This window comes from Glutamicibacter endophyticus (assembly GCF_048457885.1).
GTDB lineage: Bacteria > Actinomycetota > Actinomycetes > Actinomycetales > Micrococcaceae > Glutamicibacter > Glutamicibacter endophyticus.
Genome location: NZ_CP174200.1, coordinates 2,317,947 through 2,333,833, shown reverse-complemented (window position 1 = coordinate 2,333,833; position 15,887 = coordinate 2,317,947). Strand labels below are relative to the sequence as shown.

Annotated in this window: 15 protein-coding genes; 8 read left to right on the top strand and 7 right to left on the bottom strand. The window is 64.3% G+C overall.

What is annotated here, in order from left to right; genetic code table 11:
• Positions 1 to 172 precede the first annotated feature (172 nt).
• The 4 genes from ACJD00_RS10800 to ACJD00_RS10785 all read right to left on the bottom strand — a co-directional run bounded on the left by ACJD00_RS10800 (position 173) and on the right by ACJD00_RS10785 (position 4,128).
• A complete protein-coding gene (locus ACJD00_RS10800; RefSeq protein ID WP_418907010.1) occupies positions 173 to 1,630 on the bottom strand; it encodes an RNB domain-containing ribonuclease in 1,458 nt (485 codons plus the stop codon).
• A gap of 92 nt (positions 1,631 to 1,722) precedes the next feature.
• Positions 1,723 to 1,947 carry a DUF3107 domain-containing protein gene (locus tag ACJD00_RS10795; RefSeq protein WP_309406428.1) on the bottom strand — a complete coding sequence of 75 codons (225 nt, stop codon included), beginning with the start codon at positions 1,945 to 1,947 and terminating at the stop codon, positions 1,723 to 1,725.
• Between the two features lie 69 nt (positions 1,948 to 2,016).
• Positions 2,017 to 2,667 carry a TetR/AcrR family transcriptional regulator gene (locus tag ACJD00_RS10790; protein WP_418907009.1) on the bottom strand — a complete coding sequence of 217 codons (651 nt, stop codon included), beginning with the start codon at positions 2,665 to 2,667 and terminating at the stop codon, positions 2,017 to 2,019.
• Positions 2,668 to 2,793: 126 nt separating this feature from the next.
• Positions 2,794 to 4,128, bottom strand: coding sequence for a glutamyl-tRNA reductase (locus ACJD00_RS10785; RefSeq protein WP_418907008.1), 1,335 nt, complete (start codon positions 4,126 to 4,128; stop codon positions 2,794 to 2,796).
• A 149-nt stretch (positions 4,129 to 4,277) separates the two neighbouring features.
• Between ACJD00_RS10785 and hemE the strand changes: the two genes are divergently transcribed.
• The 8 genes from hemE to hemL all read left to right on the top strand — a co-directional run bounded on the left by hemE (position 4,278) and on the right by hemL (position 13,015).
• On the top strand, positions 4,278 to 5,333 hold the full coding sequence (gene hemE / locus ACJD00_RS10780; RefSeq protein ID WP_418907007.1) for a uroporphyrinogen decarboxylase: 1,056 nt from the start codon (positions 4,278 to 4,280) through the stop codon (positions 5,331 to 5,333).
• A 102-nt stretch (positions 5,334 to 5,435) separates the two neighbouring features.
• Positions 5,436 to 6,980, top strand: a complete 1,545-nt coding sequence (gene hemG, locus ACJD00_RS10775; RefSeq protein WP_418907006.1) for a protoporphyrinogen oxidase — start codon at positions 5,436 to 5,438, stop codon at positions 6,978 to 6,980.
• Positions 6,981 to 7,090: 110 nt separating this feature from the next.
• A complete protein-coding gene (gene hemQ / locus ACJD00_RS10770; protein ID WP_418909330.1) occupies positions 7,091 to 7,741 on the top strand; it encodes a hydrogen peroxide-dependent heme synthase in 651 nt (216 codons plus the stop codon).
• Positions 7,738 to 8,934, top strand: a complete 1,197-nt coding sequence (locus ACJD00_RS10765; RefSeq protein ID WP_418907005.1) for a ferrochelatase — start codon at positions 7,738 to 7,740, stop codon at positions 8,932 to 8,934. Before hemQ ends, ACJD00_RS10765 begins: the two co-directional genes overlap by 4 nt.
• Positions 8,931 to 9,905: a hydroxymethylbilane synthase gene (gene hemC / locus ACJD00_RS10760; RefSeq protein ID WP_418907004.1), complete on the top strand. Its 975-nt coding sequence runs from the start codon at positions 8,931 to 8,933 to the stop codon at positions 9,903 to 9,905. The genes ACJD00_RS10765 and hemC overlap by 4 nt, the downstream gene beginning before the upstream one ends.
• Positions 9,906 to 9,908: 3 nt before the next feature.
• Positions 9,909 to 10,724 carry a uroporphyrinogen-III synthase gene (locus tag ACJD00_RS10755; RefSeq protein WP_418907003.1) on the top strand — a complete coding sequence of 272 codons (816 nt, stop codon included), beginning with the start codon at positions 9,909 to 9,911 and terminating at the stop codon, positions 10,722 to 10,724.
• A complete protein-coding gene (hemB, locus tag ACJD00_RS10750; RefSeq protein WP_418907002.1) occupies positions 10,721 to 11,707 on the top strand; it encodes a porphobilinogen synthase in 987 nt (328 codons plus the stop codon). Before ACJD00_RS10755 ends, hemB begins: the two co-directional genes overlap by 4 nt.
• On the top strand, positions 11,708 to 13,015 hold the full coding sequence (gene hemL, locus ACJD00_RS10745; RefSeq protein ID WP_418907001.1) for a glutamate-1-semialdehyde 2,1-aminomutase: 1,308 nt from the start codon (positions 11,708 to 11,710) through the stop codon (positions 13,013 to 13,015).
• 110 nt (positions 13,016 to 13,125) lie between these two features.
• On the opposite strand, the gene ACJD00_RS10740 is transcribed toward hemL, so the two are convergent.
• The 3 genes from ACJD00_RS10740 to ACJD00_RS10730 are packed head-to-tail and all read right to left on the bottom strand — an operon-like array spanning position 13,126 to position 15,701.
• Positions 13,126 to 13,983, bottom strand: a complete 858-nt coding sequence (locus ACJD00_RS10740) for a MetQ/NlpA family ABC transporter substrate-binding protein (RefSeq protein ID WP_418907000.1) — start codon at positions 13,981 to 13,983, stop codon at positions 13,126 to 13,128.
• A gap of 42 nt (positions 13,984 to 14,025) precedes the next feature.
• Positions 14,026 to 14,706 carry a methionine ABC transporter permease gene (locus tag ACJD00_RS10735; RefSeq protein WP_418906999.1) on the bottom strand — a complete coding sequence of 227 codons (681 nt, stop codon included), beginning with the start codon at positions 14,704 to 14,706 and terminating at the stop codon, positions 14,026 to 14,028.
• A complete protein-coding gene (locus tag ACJD00_RS10730) occupies positions 14,706 to 15,701 on the bottom strand; it encodes a methionine ABC transporter ATP-binding protein (RefSeq protein ID WP_418906998.1) in 996 nt (331 codons plus the stop codon). Before ACJD00_RS10730 ends, ACJD00_RS10735 begins: the two co-directional genes overlap by 1 nt.
• Between the last annotated feature and the right edge of the window lie 186 nt (positions 15,702 to 15,887).

Here is a 15,887-nt window from a genome sequence, read left to right as displayed (position 1 = left end):
AGCCGATCGCTGATTCTCGTGTCCTGGCCGGCGCCCTGAAGGGCGGCTGGCGGGGCACGGGTGGCCGCTGGGAAGCCACCGGGTCCTCGTTCAATTTCTTAGCGCGGTGCGACCGGGCATCCTATAGTTCAATAGCCCAAGCATAGCCCGTAGGTGGCAACGGAGGATATTTTCACTCCTCCGGACCGGCGATTTCCTCGAAGAGTACCCGGCGTTTGCCGACGTCGACCAGTTGCAGCCGTACCGCAATGAGAGAGCCGGGGGCACTGTGTCCGCGAAAGCGTGCGGTGACCGGCTCGTCGACCAGTTGGATGTTCCCTTCGCGTGCCTGGAGGGCGTCGTCGGACTCGGGCAGGGTCAGCACAATCGCTTCGAAACTCTGCCCAACCCGATCCTTGAGCACATAGGCTTCGACGAGTTCCACCGCGGCCCGAGAAATCTGGCCGTTGGCGGCGTTAGAGGCACGCATGAGATCCGGCACCTGGTTCAGCGCCTCCGACAGTTCCGCGGGAAGCTGCTGCCCCTGACTGATTAGCAAGCAGGTGAGTAGCCCAAAACGGTCCACGAGGCGGCGCAGTGGGGCGGTGACATGGGCATAGGGCGCGGCCAGGGCCGCTTGAATCACATCTTGTGGGTCCTGGCCATTGACCACCTGGTAATCGGCCCCACGGAAAAGGGCCGCGGCGCGGTGCATAATCACCAATTGCCGCGGGTCGGCGATATCGAGGGTGTGCAGGTACTGACCGTAGCTTTGGGAGCCGTCCCAGCGGTGCCCCAACAACTCGGTTTGCGTGCGGAACTCCTCGATCGCGGAGTCTTCCGGGGCTGGCATGGTGCGTAGGATACCGACGCCGGCCTCGAGCATCATCCGCGCGGCCGCCATGCCGGTCAAGAGCGAAATCTGGGCGTTGGCCTCTTCCAAAGGCAGCGTGCGGCGGGCGGTGAGCCGGTAGGAGCCGTTGTGCTTGACGACCTCTTGGTCGGGCAAGTTCAGCGAGGCTCCGCCACGTTCACGTTCCTGCACACGACGTTTCTGGCCAATTTCGGCCAGTAGGCGTAATTGTTCGCGCCCCTGCCCGCTATCGAGTTCTGCCTGGGCGCCCTCGTAGTCCAGTTTTTCGCGTGAGCGGATCAGGGTGTGCCGCAGGGTGCAGGGGCCCATTGCGCCCTGTTCGTCGAGCTCAATGCTGAAGAGCAAGGCCGGGCGGGTCTGATCCGGTAGCAGCGAACCGTGGTCCTCGGAGATGACTTCCGGATGCAAACTGATTTTGCGGTGCGGCAGATAGTAGGTTTGCCCGCGTCGGCGGGTGCTTGAGTCGAGGGCGGTGCCCAGCCGCACAAAGTTCGGGACGTCGGCTATGGCATAGTGCACCCGGTAGCCGTCGTCGGTGCGTTCCAAATACATCGCCTGATCCAGGTCAGTGGACTCTGCCGGGTCGATGGTGAAGAAGGGCAGATCGGTGTCGTCGTGCGCCGGTGATTCCAGTTGCGCGATGGCTTGGCGGGCGGCGCGCAGTAGTTCTTCGCTGAACTCCTCTGGAGTTTCGAATTCGTCCTCGAGCCGGGCTAAATGTTCGCGTAGCTCATCGATGCCCTGGCTGCGACGGCACTTGACCTGTTTTTCTTTCACGACCCTAGCCTTATCTGCCGACACTGGATACACAAGAGCCACCGGTGGAAAAGATTTCCGCCGGTGGCCTGTGAGATTGCGCGAATATTGCGTTACAGCTGGGCGAAACCGACCTTGCGGACCTCTTCGGGGCCGATCTCCACGTAAGCCAGTCCGGCGGAGGGGACGACCACTTCGCGGCCCTTGGCGTCACTTAGGCGCAGCGGCTGACCGCTGGAGAGCGCGGTGTCTACCAGGGCGTTGATATCGGCGGCGCTCTGTTCGGACTCGAGCACGACCTCGCGGGCTACATTCTGCACGCCAATGCGGATTTCCATAATGGCTTTAATCCTCTCGAAAAGTTTTCTCGAACCGCACAGCTGGTGCGGTGCCTAACCTAAATGTAACTAGATTTCCTTCGGGAACTGTGAAATTCCGCGCCAAGCTAAACGAGAGATCAGATCGATGGCGGTATCCATGGAGACCTGCTGTCCGCTTCCGGCCCAGTAGCGGGCGGAAACCTGTGCCAACCCGGCCAGACCGCGGCCCACGAGCAGCGCCTGCGCCTCGTCGAGGTCGGTGTCGCTGGCAACGACCCGCGAGATGGATTCGGCGAGCATCGAGTTGAACTTTTCGATGCGTTCGGCGATCAGCTCATCGGCGAGCACGTCGGATTCGAAAATGAGCCGGTAGGCCTGCGACTCCCGGTTGATGTACCGGTAGTAGGTGGCGATCGTGTTCAGTACGCGCTGCTGGTTATCCTGCGTGGAGAGGATCGCGTCGTTGAGCAGATCGCTGAAGTCGGCGAGGTGGGCGTCGAGCAATGCCAAGTAGAGCTCGCGCTTGCCGGGGAAGTGCTGGTAGAGGACTGGTTTAGAGACGGTGGCGACGTCGGCGATTTCATCCATTGACGCCCCGTGGTAACCGTGGGCCACAAAAACCTGATGGGCGGCTTCAAGCAGTTGCTTGCGCCGGGCCTCGCGCGGCATCCGGGGAGTCCGTACGGGCCGCGCATCCGAATTCAGTACCATCACCTTGGCCTTCCACCAGCGAGTCATCGTGAGTCCACCAAGACGTGGGAGCCGTCTTTAGCAGACCACTTCCCAGTAGTATTTCACGCCTATCGATGGTTCAGGGGTATTGCCGCCCGAAAAATTGCGCGATTACCGCGCGGGAGCGCAGATCTACGCGCTGCGGTCCTGCCGCAAAACCGGGCATCCGGCCACGGTCTGCTCGTCGACCCGCTGTTCGGCGGGTGCCGCCGGCGACTGCGGTGCGCTCAAATCCAAACCGTAGAGCGTTTCCAGCGCGGCGACATAGTCCTCGGTCCGTCCCTCGGAGGCCAGTTCGCGGGCACGCACCGTGGGGACGTGCAAAAGCTGGCGCACCATGCGACGCATGGCGAGTTCGACTTCCTCCGCGGCGGCCGAGCAACCGTGCTGGGAACGCACCTTGGCGACCTCAGTCTCCAGGACCTGCTGGGTGTGGCGGCGCAGCGCAACGATGGCGTGATCCGCCTCGCGCTCGCGCTGCAGCGCGGAAAATTCTGCTGCGGCACGATCGACGATGCGCTGCGCTTGATGCACGGCCAAGGCCTGCTCATCCGGTGCGGCCATGCGCACCGATTCCAGGGTGATCAGATCCACCTCGGGCAGGTCGGCCAGTTGCGGGTCAAAGTCGTGAGTCAGCGCCATATCGATGGCGATCAGGGGCTGGTCCCCGCGGCGTAGCGCCGCGAGATGATCCACGGTGAGCTGGGTGCCGCCGCCGGAACAACCGATGATGATATCGGCTTGGCGCAGGGCCTGCGGGAGCTGGTCGAAGCTCAACGGGGTCCCGCCGCGCTGCTCGGTGAAACCGGCGGCGCGTCCCGAATTGGAGTACACGCTGATGTGCTTGGCGCCGCGTTCTTTGAGCAACGCCATGGTGGCCCCCGCGTAGGAACCGGTGCCGAACAGGACGATGTCCTGTTCGCCGAAGGCACGGGCCGGGCCCATGAGATCTTCGGCCAGATCCAAGGCAACCGAAACCACGGATTTACCCTGGGTGCCTAAGGTGGTGTTGGATCCCACGTCTTTCGCGGCGCGTGTGGCGTGCTGAAAGAGGCGGGTCAGGTTTCCGGTGGTGGTTTTCTGTTGTTGTGCCGCGGTCAGCGCCCGGCGTACCTGGCCGGCGATTTCGCGTTCACCAACCACCGCGGAATCCAGGCCGGCGCCCACCGAGAAGAGGTGGTCGATGACCTGATCGCCACGGAGGTAGCTGAGCTTGCGGGTCAGGAAGTCTGCGGCCAAGCCGGTGGCCTGGGAAATGTGGGCGATCAGCGTCTGGCGGGCTGCGTTGGGGTCCTGCGCGTCGGCGTACACTTCGAAACGGTTGCAGGTGGCCAGCACCACGAGGCCGTCGATGGTCCCGGGCGACGTGCGGGACGCGACGGCCAGCCCGTCGACCGAGGCGCTCAGTTGGGCCACGGTCTCAAGATCGAGCTGCGAATGCGATGCGACAAGAGATAAAAAAACCACAGTGAGCCCAGAATACGACGTTTCGTTCAGCGCGAACAACGCAGGACTACCTAAGATCGCGGTGATTTAGCGGGTAATCTTGCTCACCTGTGGGCCGCGCCACGACGTCACGATGGGCTTTTATGGGCGAAGATTGGCAGAATTGAGCCATGACCTTGCCGAAGAACCATCCCCTGCTTGACGGGCGTACCGCAGACTCCGCACTGATCCAGTCCCTTCGAGGCGGGACCCCGTCCCACCAGCCGGTGTGGTTCATGCGCCAGGCTGGCCGCTCCCTGCCCGAGTACCTGAAGCTGCGCGAGGGCGTGAGCATGTTGGACTCCTGCCTTGATCCGGCGATGGCCAGCGAAATCACCCTGCAGCCGGTGCGTCGTCATAAGGTCGACGCAGGCATCTTCTTCTCCGACATTGTGATCCCGCTGCGTCTGGCCGGGATCGGCGTCGACATTGTCCCCGGGGTGGGCCCGGTGCTCGATACCCCGATTCGTACCGCCGAGCAGGTGGCCGCGCTGCCGGAGGTCACCGAGCAGTCGCTGGCACCAATCCGTGAAGCCGTGGCGTTGACTATCGAGCAGCTGGGCTCCACTCCGCTGATCGGTTTTGCCGGGGCACCTTTCACGGTGGCGGCCTACATGGTGGAGGGGCGCCCCAGCCGCGACCACCTCGGGCCGCGCACCTTGATGCACGCCCAGCCGGAGGTCTGGGACGGGCTGATGCGTTGGGCGGCGAAGGCCTCCGGCGTGTTCCTGCGCGCACAGGTTGAGGCCGGCGCGTCGGCCGCCCAGCTCTTCGACTCCTGGGCCGGATCCCTGTCCCTGCCCGACTACGAAAAGTACGTGGCTCCCTATTCCAAGCTGGCCTTGGACATGGTGCGCGATACCGGGGTGCCGCTGGTTCACTTTGGCACCGGCACCGGTGAGCTCCTTGGTGCGATGCGTGATGTGGGGGTCGACGCCGTGGGCGTGGACTACCGGATCCCGCTGCCCACCGCCATTGAGCGGATCGGACCGAAGCATGCCGTGCAGGGCAATATCGACCCGGCCTTGCTCACCGCACCGTGGGAGGTGCTCGAGGCGCATGTGCGTGAAGTGGTCGCCGCCGGGCAGCAGGCCCACGGTTACGTCGCCAATCTGGGCCATGGCGTGCCGCCGAGCACCGACCCCACCGTGCTGACCCGTGTGGTTGAGCTCATTCACTCGCTGTAGTTCGGCGGTACTAAGCTAAGTGCAACAGGCAATTTCGCTTCTCACCGGCCACCTTGCAGCAGCCTACGGGGCCGGGGAGAAACTTCGAGGAAGGGTGCGCGCATGACGAGCCAGGACAAGCGAACCTCCGAGCATAAGCAGCCGCGGCAGGCCGCCGCCCACGCGCTGCGTCTATTGGAGAAGGTGCGCGCCGCCGCCGAAACCCGCCGCCACCCACAAGGCTCCCGTGAAGCCGGGCAGGGTGCGCCGCATGCGGTGGTGATCGGGGGCGGGCTGGCCGGTTTGGTTGCCGCCCGTGACCTGCGCCAAAGTGGGCACCGGGTCACCGTGCTCGAAGCCAGCGATCGTTTTGGCGGGTGCATTTCGCGCGCCGAGATTGACGGTCTGCCGCTGGACTCGGGGGCCGAGTCCTTCGCGGTGCGCGGCGGCACGGTGGCGAACTACCTGCGCGAAATGGACCTGGCCGATCGCATTGCTCCCACCAGCGGGGCCACCGCTTGGCTTGTGCAGGGCAAGGACGAGGCGGTACGCGCCCACCCACTGCCGGCCACCGCACTGCTGGGCATTCCCGCCCACCTGCGTGGCGAGGGGCTTCGCGAGCTCATCGGGCGGGCCGCCGCGGTGCGCGCGGCCACCGACCTGGTCACCCCGATCCCGCGGAACTGGGCGACCAAGCCGTTGACCGTGGCCGAAGTGGTGCGCCAGCGCATGGGCAGCGCGGTGCTCGAACAGCTGGTCACCCCGGTTATCGCCGGGGTGTATTCCACCGACCCAAGCGAACTGGATCTGGATCTAGCGGCCCCCGACCTGCGTCGGGCCATGCTCGAGACCGGGTCGCTGGCCAAGGCCGTGGCCCAGCTGCAGCAGGATGCTCCGGCCGGCTCACGCGTGGCTGGGATCGAGGGCGGGATCTACCGTCTCATCGAGTCGCTGGTGGACCACTTGCACCAGGCCGGTGCGCTGCTGGTCCCCAACGCCACGGTGGATCGCATCGAATACCGGGAGGATCAGCCGCTGCCCTTCGCGGTGAGCGTGCATGGCGAACCGGTGGCCGCGGACCGGGTGGTGCTGGCCGTCGAAACACAGCCGGCCCTGGAACTGCTTGAAGGACTTGGCCGGGAGTTGCCCGGAGCCGACGAACAGCGCAGCAACGCCATCGCCTTGGCGATTTTGCTGGTGGATAAGCCCGAGCTGGACGACGCCCCACGCGGTTCGGGGGCGCTGGTGAACGAGTCGGCGCCGGTGCGCGCCAAGGCGTTGACCCATGCCACCGCGAAATGGCCGTGGTTGGCCGAACAGACCGGCCCGGGCACCCACGTGGTGCGGCTGTCCTACGGCCGCATCGGGCAGCCCGACGAGCTGGTCGCCACCGGTAGCGACGGCCAACTGATCGAACAGGCCGTCAAAGACGCCTCAAAGATTCTGGGTGTTGAATTAACCGAAGATGATGTGCTGGGTAGCCATGTGCAACGCTTCAGCGACGTGGTGCCCCTGCAAGGCCCGGCCGCTGCCGAACGTCGCGCCGTGGTGGCTCAGATTGAGAAGGATTACCCCGGACTTGCCGTCACCGGCGCCTGGGTGGCGGGGACCGGACTGGCCCGCGTCATCGCCCACGCGCGTTCGGCCGTGGCGCTCAGCGTGAGCTAAGCACCACACCGGAGCCAAAGAAAGTTGAGAAGGAGCAGGAATTGAGCCAGCCAATCGAGCACAACTCGCCGGTAATCCGCGACCGCGAAGCCGCGGGCGAGAACCCGACGATGTACTACACGCTGTGGACGGTGTTTAAGCGGGCCGCCGCCATTGAGCCCGAATCCTCGGCGGCCGCGGACTTCCAGAGCCTGTGCGAGTCCCTGGCCGCCGAGTCGGTGACCGTGCGCGGTCTCTACGACGTCTCCGGCATGCGGGCCGACGCCGACGTAATGGTCTGGATCCACGGTCCTGCCGCCGAACTGCTGCAGGCGGCCATGCGCCAGATTCGTCGTAGCTCCCTATTCGACGGTACCGAGATCGCCTACTCGACGATGGCGGTGCACCGTGAAGCAGAATTCGCCAAGGACCACTCGCCGGCCTTCGCCCGTGGTGTGGCGGCCAAGGAATGGATGACCGTCTACCCGTTCGTGCGTTCGCACGACTGGTACACCATGGACCCGGCGGCCCGCGGCAAGATGCTGCGCGACCACGGCATCCTGGGTCGTGAATTCCCGACCGTGCTGGCCAACACCGTGGCGGCATTCTCCTTCAGCGACTACGAATGGCAGGTCTGTTTGGAGGCCGACGACATGATCGACCTCGTCGACATGATGCGCCACCTGCGCTACACCGAAGCCCGCCACCATGTGCGGGAGGAGACCCCGTTCTACACCGGCCGACGCATTAGCGCCGACGAGGTACTTGAGGTGCTCAAGTGAGTATTCCCGCCCCTAGCCTCGCCGCGGGCACCCAGCTACCGGCCAAGGATTACGACGCCCTGTTGCTCGCCAGTTTCGGCGGGCCCGAGGGGCAGGAGGACGTGATCCCGTTCCTGCGCAACGTCACCGCCGGGCGCGGCATCCCCGATGAGCGCCTCGAAGAGGTGGCGGTGCACTACCGCACCAACGGCGGCATCTCGCCGATTAATGCGCAGAACCGCGAACTGATCGCCGCCCTCGAGGCCGAACTGGCGGCCCGCGATATCAAGCTGCCGATCTACTGGGGCAACCGTAACTGGAAGCCCTTTGTGAACGACACGCTCGAGCAGATCCACGCCGACGGACACCGCAAGGTGCTGTTGCTGGGCACCGGCGCGTACTCCGGGTACTCGGCCTGCCGCCAGTACCGTGAGGATCTCGGGATGGGGCTGAAGGCCACCGGCCTGGCCGGCGAACTGGAGGTGGATAAGATCCGCCAGTTCTTCGACACCCCGGCTTTCGTGCAACCCTTCGTCGACTCGCTGGGCCGTTGCCTCGACGAGGTGCGCCAAGAACTCGACGAGGCCGGCAAGACCGAGGGACGCATCAAGATCGTCTTCGTCACCCACTCCATTCCGCTCTCCGACGCGCAAGCCGCCGGCAACGAGCAGTTGCGCCAGGGGCTGGCCGAAAACCTGTACACCGCCCAGCATCGGGCCGTGGCCGAGCGCATTCTGGCCCAGGTTCCGCAGTCCGCCGGGCTGGAGCACGAGCTGGTCTACCAGTCGCGTTCCGGCGCACCGCACATTCCATGGTTGGAACCGGATATCAACGACGCCCTCGAACAGGACGCCGCGGACCAGGTCGCCGGCGTGGTCGTCGTGCCCATTGGGTTCATCTCCGATCACATGGAGGTGCTCTGGGACCTAGACACCGAGGCCAAGGACACCTGCGCAGAGCTGGGCCTGGCCTTCCGCCGGGCCAACACTCCAGGCACCCACCGTGCCTTCGTGTCCGGGCTCGTGGATCTGATCGAAGAACGGCTGCTTGGCCCCGACGGGCAGCCGCGGCGTAACGGGCGCGTATCAGAGGTAAGCCTCGGCCCGTGGTTCGACGCCTGCCAGCCCGGCTGCTGCATCAAGCCAGCCGCCGATGGAAGCCTGCGCGATACCATCGCCGCGGTCGACGCGACCGTTGTGGGTTGTTCGTCGTGAGTGCCAGCTTCACCGTCGGCACCCGCGCCAGCCAGCTGGCCACGACACAGACCGCTTGGGCCGCCGACCAGCTCGCCCAACTGTCCGGGCTCAGCGTGCACACCGAACTGGTGCGGACCGAGGGAGATGTCGTTACTGGTCCGCTCTCGCAGCTCGGCGGCACCGGGGTGTTCGCGGCCGCGCTACGCCAGCACCTGCTGGCCGGCGGCTGCCACTTGGCGGTGCACTCGCTGAAGGACCTGCCCACGGCCCAGCCCGAACCGCTACTGATCGCCGCGATCCCGCCGCGTGAGGATGTGCGTGACGCACTCTGCGCCCGCGACGGTCTGACGCTGGCGCAGCTACCGCAGGGCGCAAAGGTGGGCACCGGTTCGCCGCGCCGCGCAGCGCAGCTACTGGCGCACCGCCCCGACCTGAAAGTTGTGGACATCCGCGGCAATGTGCCCACCCGCCTGGGCCGGGTGGCCGGGGTGGGGGATACTCACGACGACGGCAGCGTGGGCCGTAGCGTGCAGGGGGACTTGGACGCGGTGATCCTCGCGGCCGCCGGGCTGCATCGGCTTGGCTTGGGCGGGCATATCACCGACTACCTTGACCCGAGCATTATGCTTCCGGCCCCGGGGCAGGGCGCGTTGGCCGTGGAGGTCCGCGCTGGCGGTACCGGCCTGAGCGAATTGGACGCGGCGCTGACCGAGCTCGACGATCACGCCACCCGGTGCGAGGTGACCGCCGAGCGGGCGCTGTTGGGCACCCTCGAGGCCGGCTGTGCCGCGCCCATTGGCGCGCTGGCTCACTTCACCGAGGACACCCTGGTGCTTGAGGCGGTGGCCTGTGATCCGGCCGGCACCGAGGTGCTGCGTCGTAGCGCCAGCGCTGAGGTGCGCACGGTGGCTCAGGCCGCCGAGCTGGGCGCGGCGTTAGCCGCCACCCTGCTGGCCGACGGCGCGGCCGAACTGGCCGGATTGGCCTGAGCCTTGGGACGCACGGTGCTCTTTCTGCGCCCGACCCGGCGGGCAGCGTCGACCCTACAGCGGCTTTCGGCGCGTGGGATCGCCGCCCGGTGCCTGCCGTTGATCGGGACGTTCTGGCCGCCGGATACCGGTGCGCTGGACCGTGCGTTGCGGCGACTGGCCGCCGGGGAATACCAGCAGGTCATGCTCACCTCGGTGAGCACCGTGCAGGTTTTCGCCGAGCGTCTGGCCCACCTTGGATTGGCCGGTTCCTTGCCGCCGCAGACGCGTTGGGTGGCGGTGGGCGAATCCACGGCCGCGGCCATCACACGGCTGTTGGGTCAACCGGTGGCCTTCGTCCCGCAACGCCATTCGGCGGCCGGGCTGGTCGCCGAATATGAGCTGCCCGCCGGCTGCCCGGTGCTGTACGCGCATGGCGATCTCGCCTCTCCGGTGCTCGCCGACGGTCTGCGTGGCTGGGACGCAAAGGTGGATGAGGTCATTGCCTACTTCACCCGGCCGCTACCGCACGATCAGGCCGCCGCGATCGAGCCGCCGACCATCGAAGACCTGCCGGTCGACGCCTTGGCGCGGAGCGTAGCGGAGAGCCAGGTGATCGTTTTCAGCGCCCCGAGCATCGTGAATCGTTTCCGGGAACTGTACGGGAGCACGCTGCCACCGGGAACCCGCACCCTGATGATCGGCCAACCCACCGCGCGAGCCGCGGCCGCGGCGGGACTTCCGAGCGACCTCGTGGCCGGCAACCCCGATCCGGACTCGCTGATCACAGCCATCGAAGAATTAGTGGGCGCAATGCCCGAGGAGAAAGAAGAATCATGAGCTTTCCGAATCGCCGACCTCGCCGACTACGGCAGAACCGGGCCATGCGCTCACTGGTGGCCGAGCATCGGCTTTCACCGGCCCAGCTGATTTTGCCCGCCTTCGTCCGTGAGGGCCTGAGCGAGCCGAACCCGATCACCTCGATGCCCGGTGTCGTGCAGCACACCATGGATTCCTTGCGCGCCGCCGCCGTGGAGGCTCGCGAGCTAGGTGTCGGCGGGCTGATGCTCTTCGGTATCCCTGAGGTGCGCGATGCCGTCGGCAGCGCCGGGGTGGCCCCGCAGGGCATTTTGAACCGGGCCATCGCCGCGGTACGCCAGGAAGTCGGCGATGAGCTGGTGATCATGTCCGACGTCTGCCTAGACGAGTTCACCGATCACGGCCACTGCGGTGTGTTGCGCTCCGATGGCAGCGTGGATAACGACGCCACCAACGAAATTTACGCGCAAATGGCGGTGGCGCAGGCCGAGGCCGGGGCTCACGTGCTGGGCCCGTCGGGCATGATGGACGGTCAGGTTGCGGTGATTCGTGAGGCCTTGGACGCCGTCGGCCGGCAGGACGTGGCGATATTGGCCTACGCGGCGAAGTACGCCTCGGCGTTCTATGGCCCGTTCCGCGAGGCGGTGGACTCCCAGCTTCAGGGGGACCGGCGCACCTATCAGATGGACGCCTCCAACCGCCGTGAAGCGCTCGTCGAGGTTCAGTCGGATCTCGACGAGGGCGCCGATATGATCATGGTCAAGCCTGCCATGGGGTACCTGGATATCGTGCGTGAGGTGGCCGATTACAGCCCGGTGCCGGTCTCCGCCTACCAGATCTCCGGAGAGTACGCGATGATCGAAGCGGCCGCCGCGAACGGGTGGATTGACCGGCGGGCCGCGATCGAGGAGTCCCTGCTCTCGATTCACCGTGCCGGCGCACAGCAAATCTTGACCTATTGGGCCAGCGAAGCCGCTGGCTGGCTGAACGAAGGAAAGAAGTAAATGACCCAGTCCGAGCAGTTATTTGCCCAGGCCCGCGAGGTAATGCCCGGGGGCGTGAACTCCCCGGTGCGTGCCTTTGGCTCCGTCGGCGGTGTGCCGCCCTTTATGGTCAAGGCCTCCGGCCCGTACCTCTATGATGCCGACGGCAAAGAGTACGTGGATCTGGTGTGTTCCTGGGGCCCGGCACTGCTCGGCCACGCGCATCCGGCCATTCAGCAAGCGGTGCACGAGGCGGTAGACCGCGGCCTGTCCTTCGGTGCGTCCACCCCGGACGAGGTGCGCCTCGGCGAACTCATCAAGGCCCGGATGGGTGGGGTCGACCGCGTACGAATGGTCTCCACCGGCACCGAGGCAACGATGACCGCGGTCCGTTTGGCGCGCGGCTTCACCGGGCGCGAACTGATCATCAAGTTCGCCGGTTGCTACCATGGCCACCTCGACGGGCTGCTGGCCTCGGCTGGTTCGGGCGTTGCGACGCTGGCCTTGCCCGGTTCGGCTGGCGTCACCGCCGCCACCGCCGCCGAGACCCTGGTGCTGCCGTATAACGACCGTGCGGCGATTACCGCCGCCTTCGCCGAGCACGGCGCGAACATTGCCGCCGTGATTACCGAGTCCGCCCCGTGCAATATGGGCGTGGTTGAGCCGGAGCCTGGCTTTAACCGTTTCCTGAAGGAAACCACTGCCGCGCACGGTGCTCTGCTGATTCTCGACGAGGTTCTCACCGGGTTCCGTGCCTCGGATGCCGGTTATTGGGGGCTGTCCGGTCGCACCGAAGACTGGACCCCGGATCTCTATACCTTCGGCAAGGTCATTGGCGGGGGACTGCCCACCGCCGCCCTCGGCGGCCGCGCCGAGGTAATGGACTACCTGGCCCCGCTGGGACCGGTGTACCAGGCGGGTACGCTCTCCGGAAACCCGGTGGCCATGGCAGCGGGTATCGCACAGCTGAGCAATGCTACTGATGAGGTCTACGCGCACATTCAGCGACAGTCCGAAAAGTTGGAGGCCGCCATGGTGCAGGCCTTCACCGAAGCCGGGGTGAACCACTCCATTCAGCGCGTCGGTACGCTCTTCTCGGTGGCCTTCGGCACCGCCGGCGAAGGCGTACACAACTACGCGCAGGCACAGCAGCAAGAAGTCTTCCGCTACGCTCCGTTCTTCCACTCCATGCTTGAAGCCGGGGTGTACTTGCCGCCGAGCGTCTTTGAAGCTTTCTTCCTCTCGGCAGCGCATGACGACGCAGCATTGGATCGCGTGATTGCGGCGCTACCGGCAGCGGCCCGCGCTGCGGCGTCGGCCACGAACTAGTCGACAACGCAAAAACCCGCGTGCAATCCCCACAAGACTGGGTTGCACGCGGGTTTTCGCGTTCCTGAGCCGTGTAGCTAGATCACTGATCTGAGCCGAGGCGCAGTTGCCTAGAAGGCAGCGATAACGTTACCGTCCGGGTAGTTTTCCTCAATGTAGTCGCGCACCTCATCCGAATGCAGCAACTCATCGAGCTTGGCGATGGCAGGCGTCTCTTCGCCTTCACGCCAGGTGAGGAAGTTGGCGTAAGGGTTGTTCTCGACCGACTCCTGCTGGAATACCTCTTCCTTCGGCAACTTGGCCTGCAGGATGAAGTTACCGTTGATCAGCGCGATGGCCACGGTGTCGTCGCTCTTGTAAAGCTGCGGTGCCTGCTCGGCCTTCACCTCGAAGAAGTCCAGCTTCTTCGGGTTCTTGCTCTCGTCGGTGTTGACAGTCAGAACGGTGTCTTCATCGGCGATGTTCTGCAAGAGGCCAGCATCCTCGAGCAACTTCAGGCCGCGGATCTGGTTTGCCGGGTCGTTGTTGATAACGACCTTGGCGCCCTCCGGCACCTCATCGGCCTTCTTGTACTTCTTTGAGAACGCGGTGAACGGCTCAATGTGCACACCCTCGCCGTGCTCCATCTTGTAGCCCTTGGTCTTGGCTTGATCGTCGAAGAACGGCTGGTGCTGGAAGAAGTTGGCGTCAATTTCACCGTCGGCCAGCGCCTGGTTCGGGATCTGGTAGTCGTCGATCTGCTTGATCTCGAGGTCAATACCGGCCTTCTGAGCAAGGTTGTCGTCGATGAACTCGAGGATCTCGGCGTGCGGGAACGGCGAAGCGCCCACGGTGACGACGGTGGGGTTCGCCGGGTCGAGGCTAGCAGCGGACGATGGGGCGGCTTCGCCGCCGGTATTGGCGCCGCAGGCGGTCAATGCCAGCAATGCGGCAACGGACGTTGCGGCCAATGCGATCTTTGCACGCATAGGTGCTCCTTTTCGGGTTGTACGAGTGTTGCGGTGGGAAGGTTAGCGGTGGTTGATTCGCGTGGAAATTCGGTCGCCGAAGAACTGGACGAGCTGCACTAGCGCAACCAGGATGACGATCGTGACCACCATGATTTCAAGTTCGTAGCGAACGTAGCCGTAGTTGTACGCCAAGTAACCAAGACCGCCGCCACCGAGAACGCCAGCCATGGCCGTGTAGCCAATGAGCGTGACAATGGTGGTGGTCGTTGCGTCAATAATGCCCGGCATAGCTTCGGGAAGATACACCTTGCGGACGATCTGCATTCGGGTTGAGCCCATCACCTTCGCGGCATCGATCTTGCCACTGGAAACTTCCTTCAACGCGGTCTCCACGAGACGTGCGTAGAAAGGGATGGTACCGATGGTCAAGGATACCGAGGCACCCATCGGACCAAGTGCGGTGCCCACGACCAACGCGGAGAAGGGAATCAACGCGATCATCAGGATCGCAAAGGGAATCGAGCGGGTGATATTTACGATAATCGCCGAGAGCAGCCAGTTGAGCCAACGTAGTGGCGCCAGACCGTTCTTATTCGAGGTCAGAAGCAGTACGCCAAGCGGAATACCGATAAGGACGGTGACCAGCCCCGATACCAAGGTCATTTGCATGGTCTCGATAAACGCCGGCCACATCGCCTTTGTGATGCCCGGGTTGGAAACGAGTTCAGAGAAGAAATCCATTACTTGGCATCTCCCTTCTGCGTGACGGCGACGCCGATGGACTTCAGGTAATTCACGACTTCGGCAGTATTAGCGGTGGCCGGAAGCTGGATACGCAACCGGGCGAACTGATGCTCGCCCATCTGCTCAACTGCACCGGCCAGCACATTGATGTCAATATCAAAGCGGCGGGCGACCGAAGAGAGCACCGGCTCGTTGGCTTGTTCGCCGGAGTAGATGATGTCGAGAATGTCGCCTGATCCCTCCGCACGCGGTGCATCGCCTGGAAGCGGAAGTAACGTCGTAGCTAGGGAACTGCCCGCAGTGTTTATGACGGTGTCAAGATCGCCGTGCTCGACGATACGGCCTGCTTCGAGCAGCGAGACAGAATCGCAAGCCTGCTTCACCACGTGCATTTCGTGGGTGATGATCAGCACGGTGATGTTCAGACGATCACGTAGCTTCTTGATGAGATCCAGAATCTCATCGGTGGTTTTGGGGTCCAGTGCGCTGGTGGGCTCGTCGCACAACAGGATGTCTGGATCGGTGGCTAGCGCGCGGGCGATACCGACGCGCTGACGCTGTCCGCCAGATAGCTGTGAGGGGTACGCTTTGCCGAACTTTGAGAGGCCGACCAGCTCAAGGAGTTCGGTGACTTTTGCGGTGATTTCCGCCTTGGGGGTGCCGACCAGTTCTAGTGGGTAGGCAATGTTCTGGGCGGTGGTGCGTGAATCGAACAGGTTGGCATGCTGAAAGACCATGCCGATACGTCGACGCGCGTCACGGAGTTGGTTGTCGCTGACATTTGTCAGTTCGGTGCCGTTGACGGCGACGGTGCCCGAGGTAGGGCGGTCAAGCAATGTCAGGCATCGAACGAGCGTCGACTTGCCTGCGCCGGAATGGCCGACAATGCCGTGAATCTTCCCGGTAGGGACCTCAAGGCTGACGCCGGCCAGAGCAACGACCTCATCACTTCCTTGCCGGTAGACCTTGCGCAGGTCACTGACTGTGATCAATGGATGGAATCCTTAGGCTCTGAAGGGATAGTTAGAGTACCCTTTAGTCAATCACGATCGAAGATTATCGACCGAACGAGCGTCATGATCGAGTAATGAGGACGCGTTGGCACGCTAGAACCTGTTTGACTCGAATGTTCTTCGAGCAACGTCCATCTAGTTGCAATTAATGAATGACGTGATCCG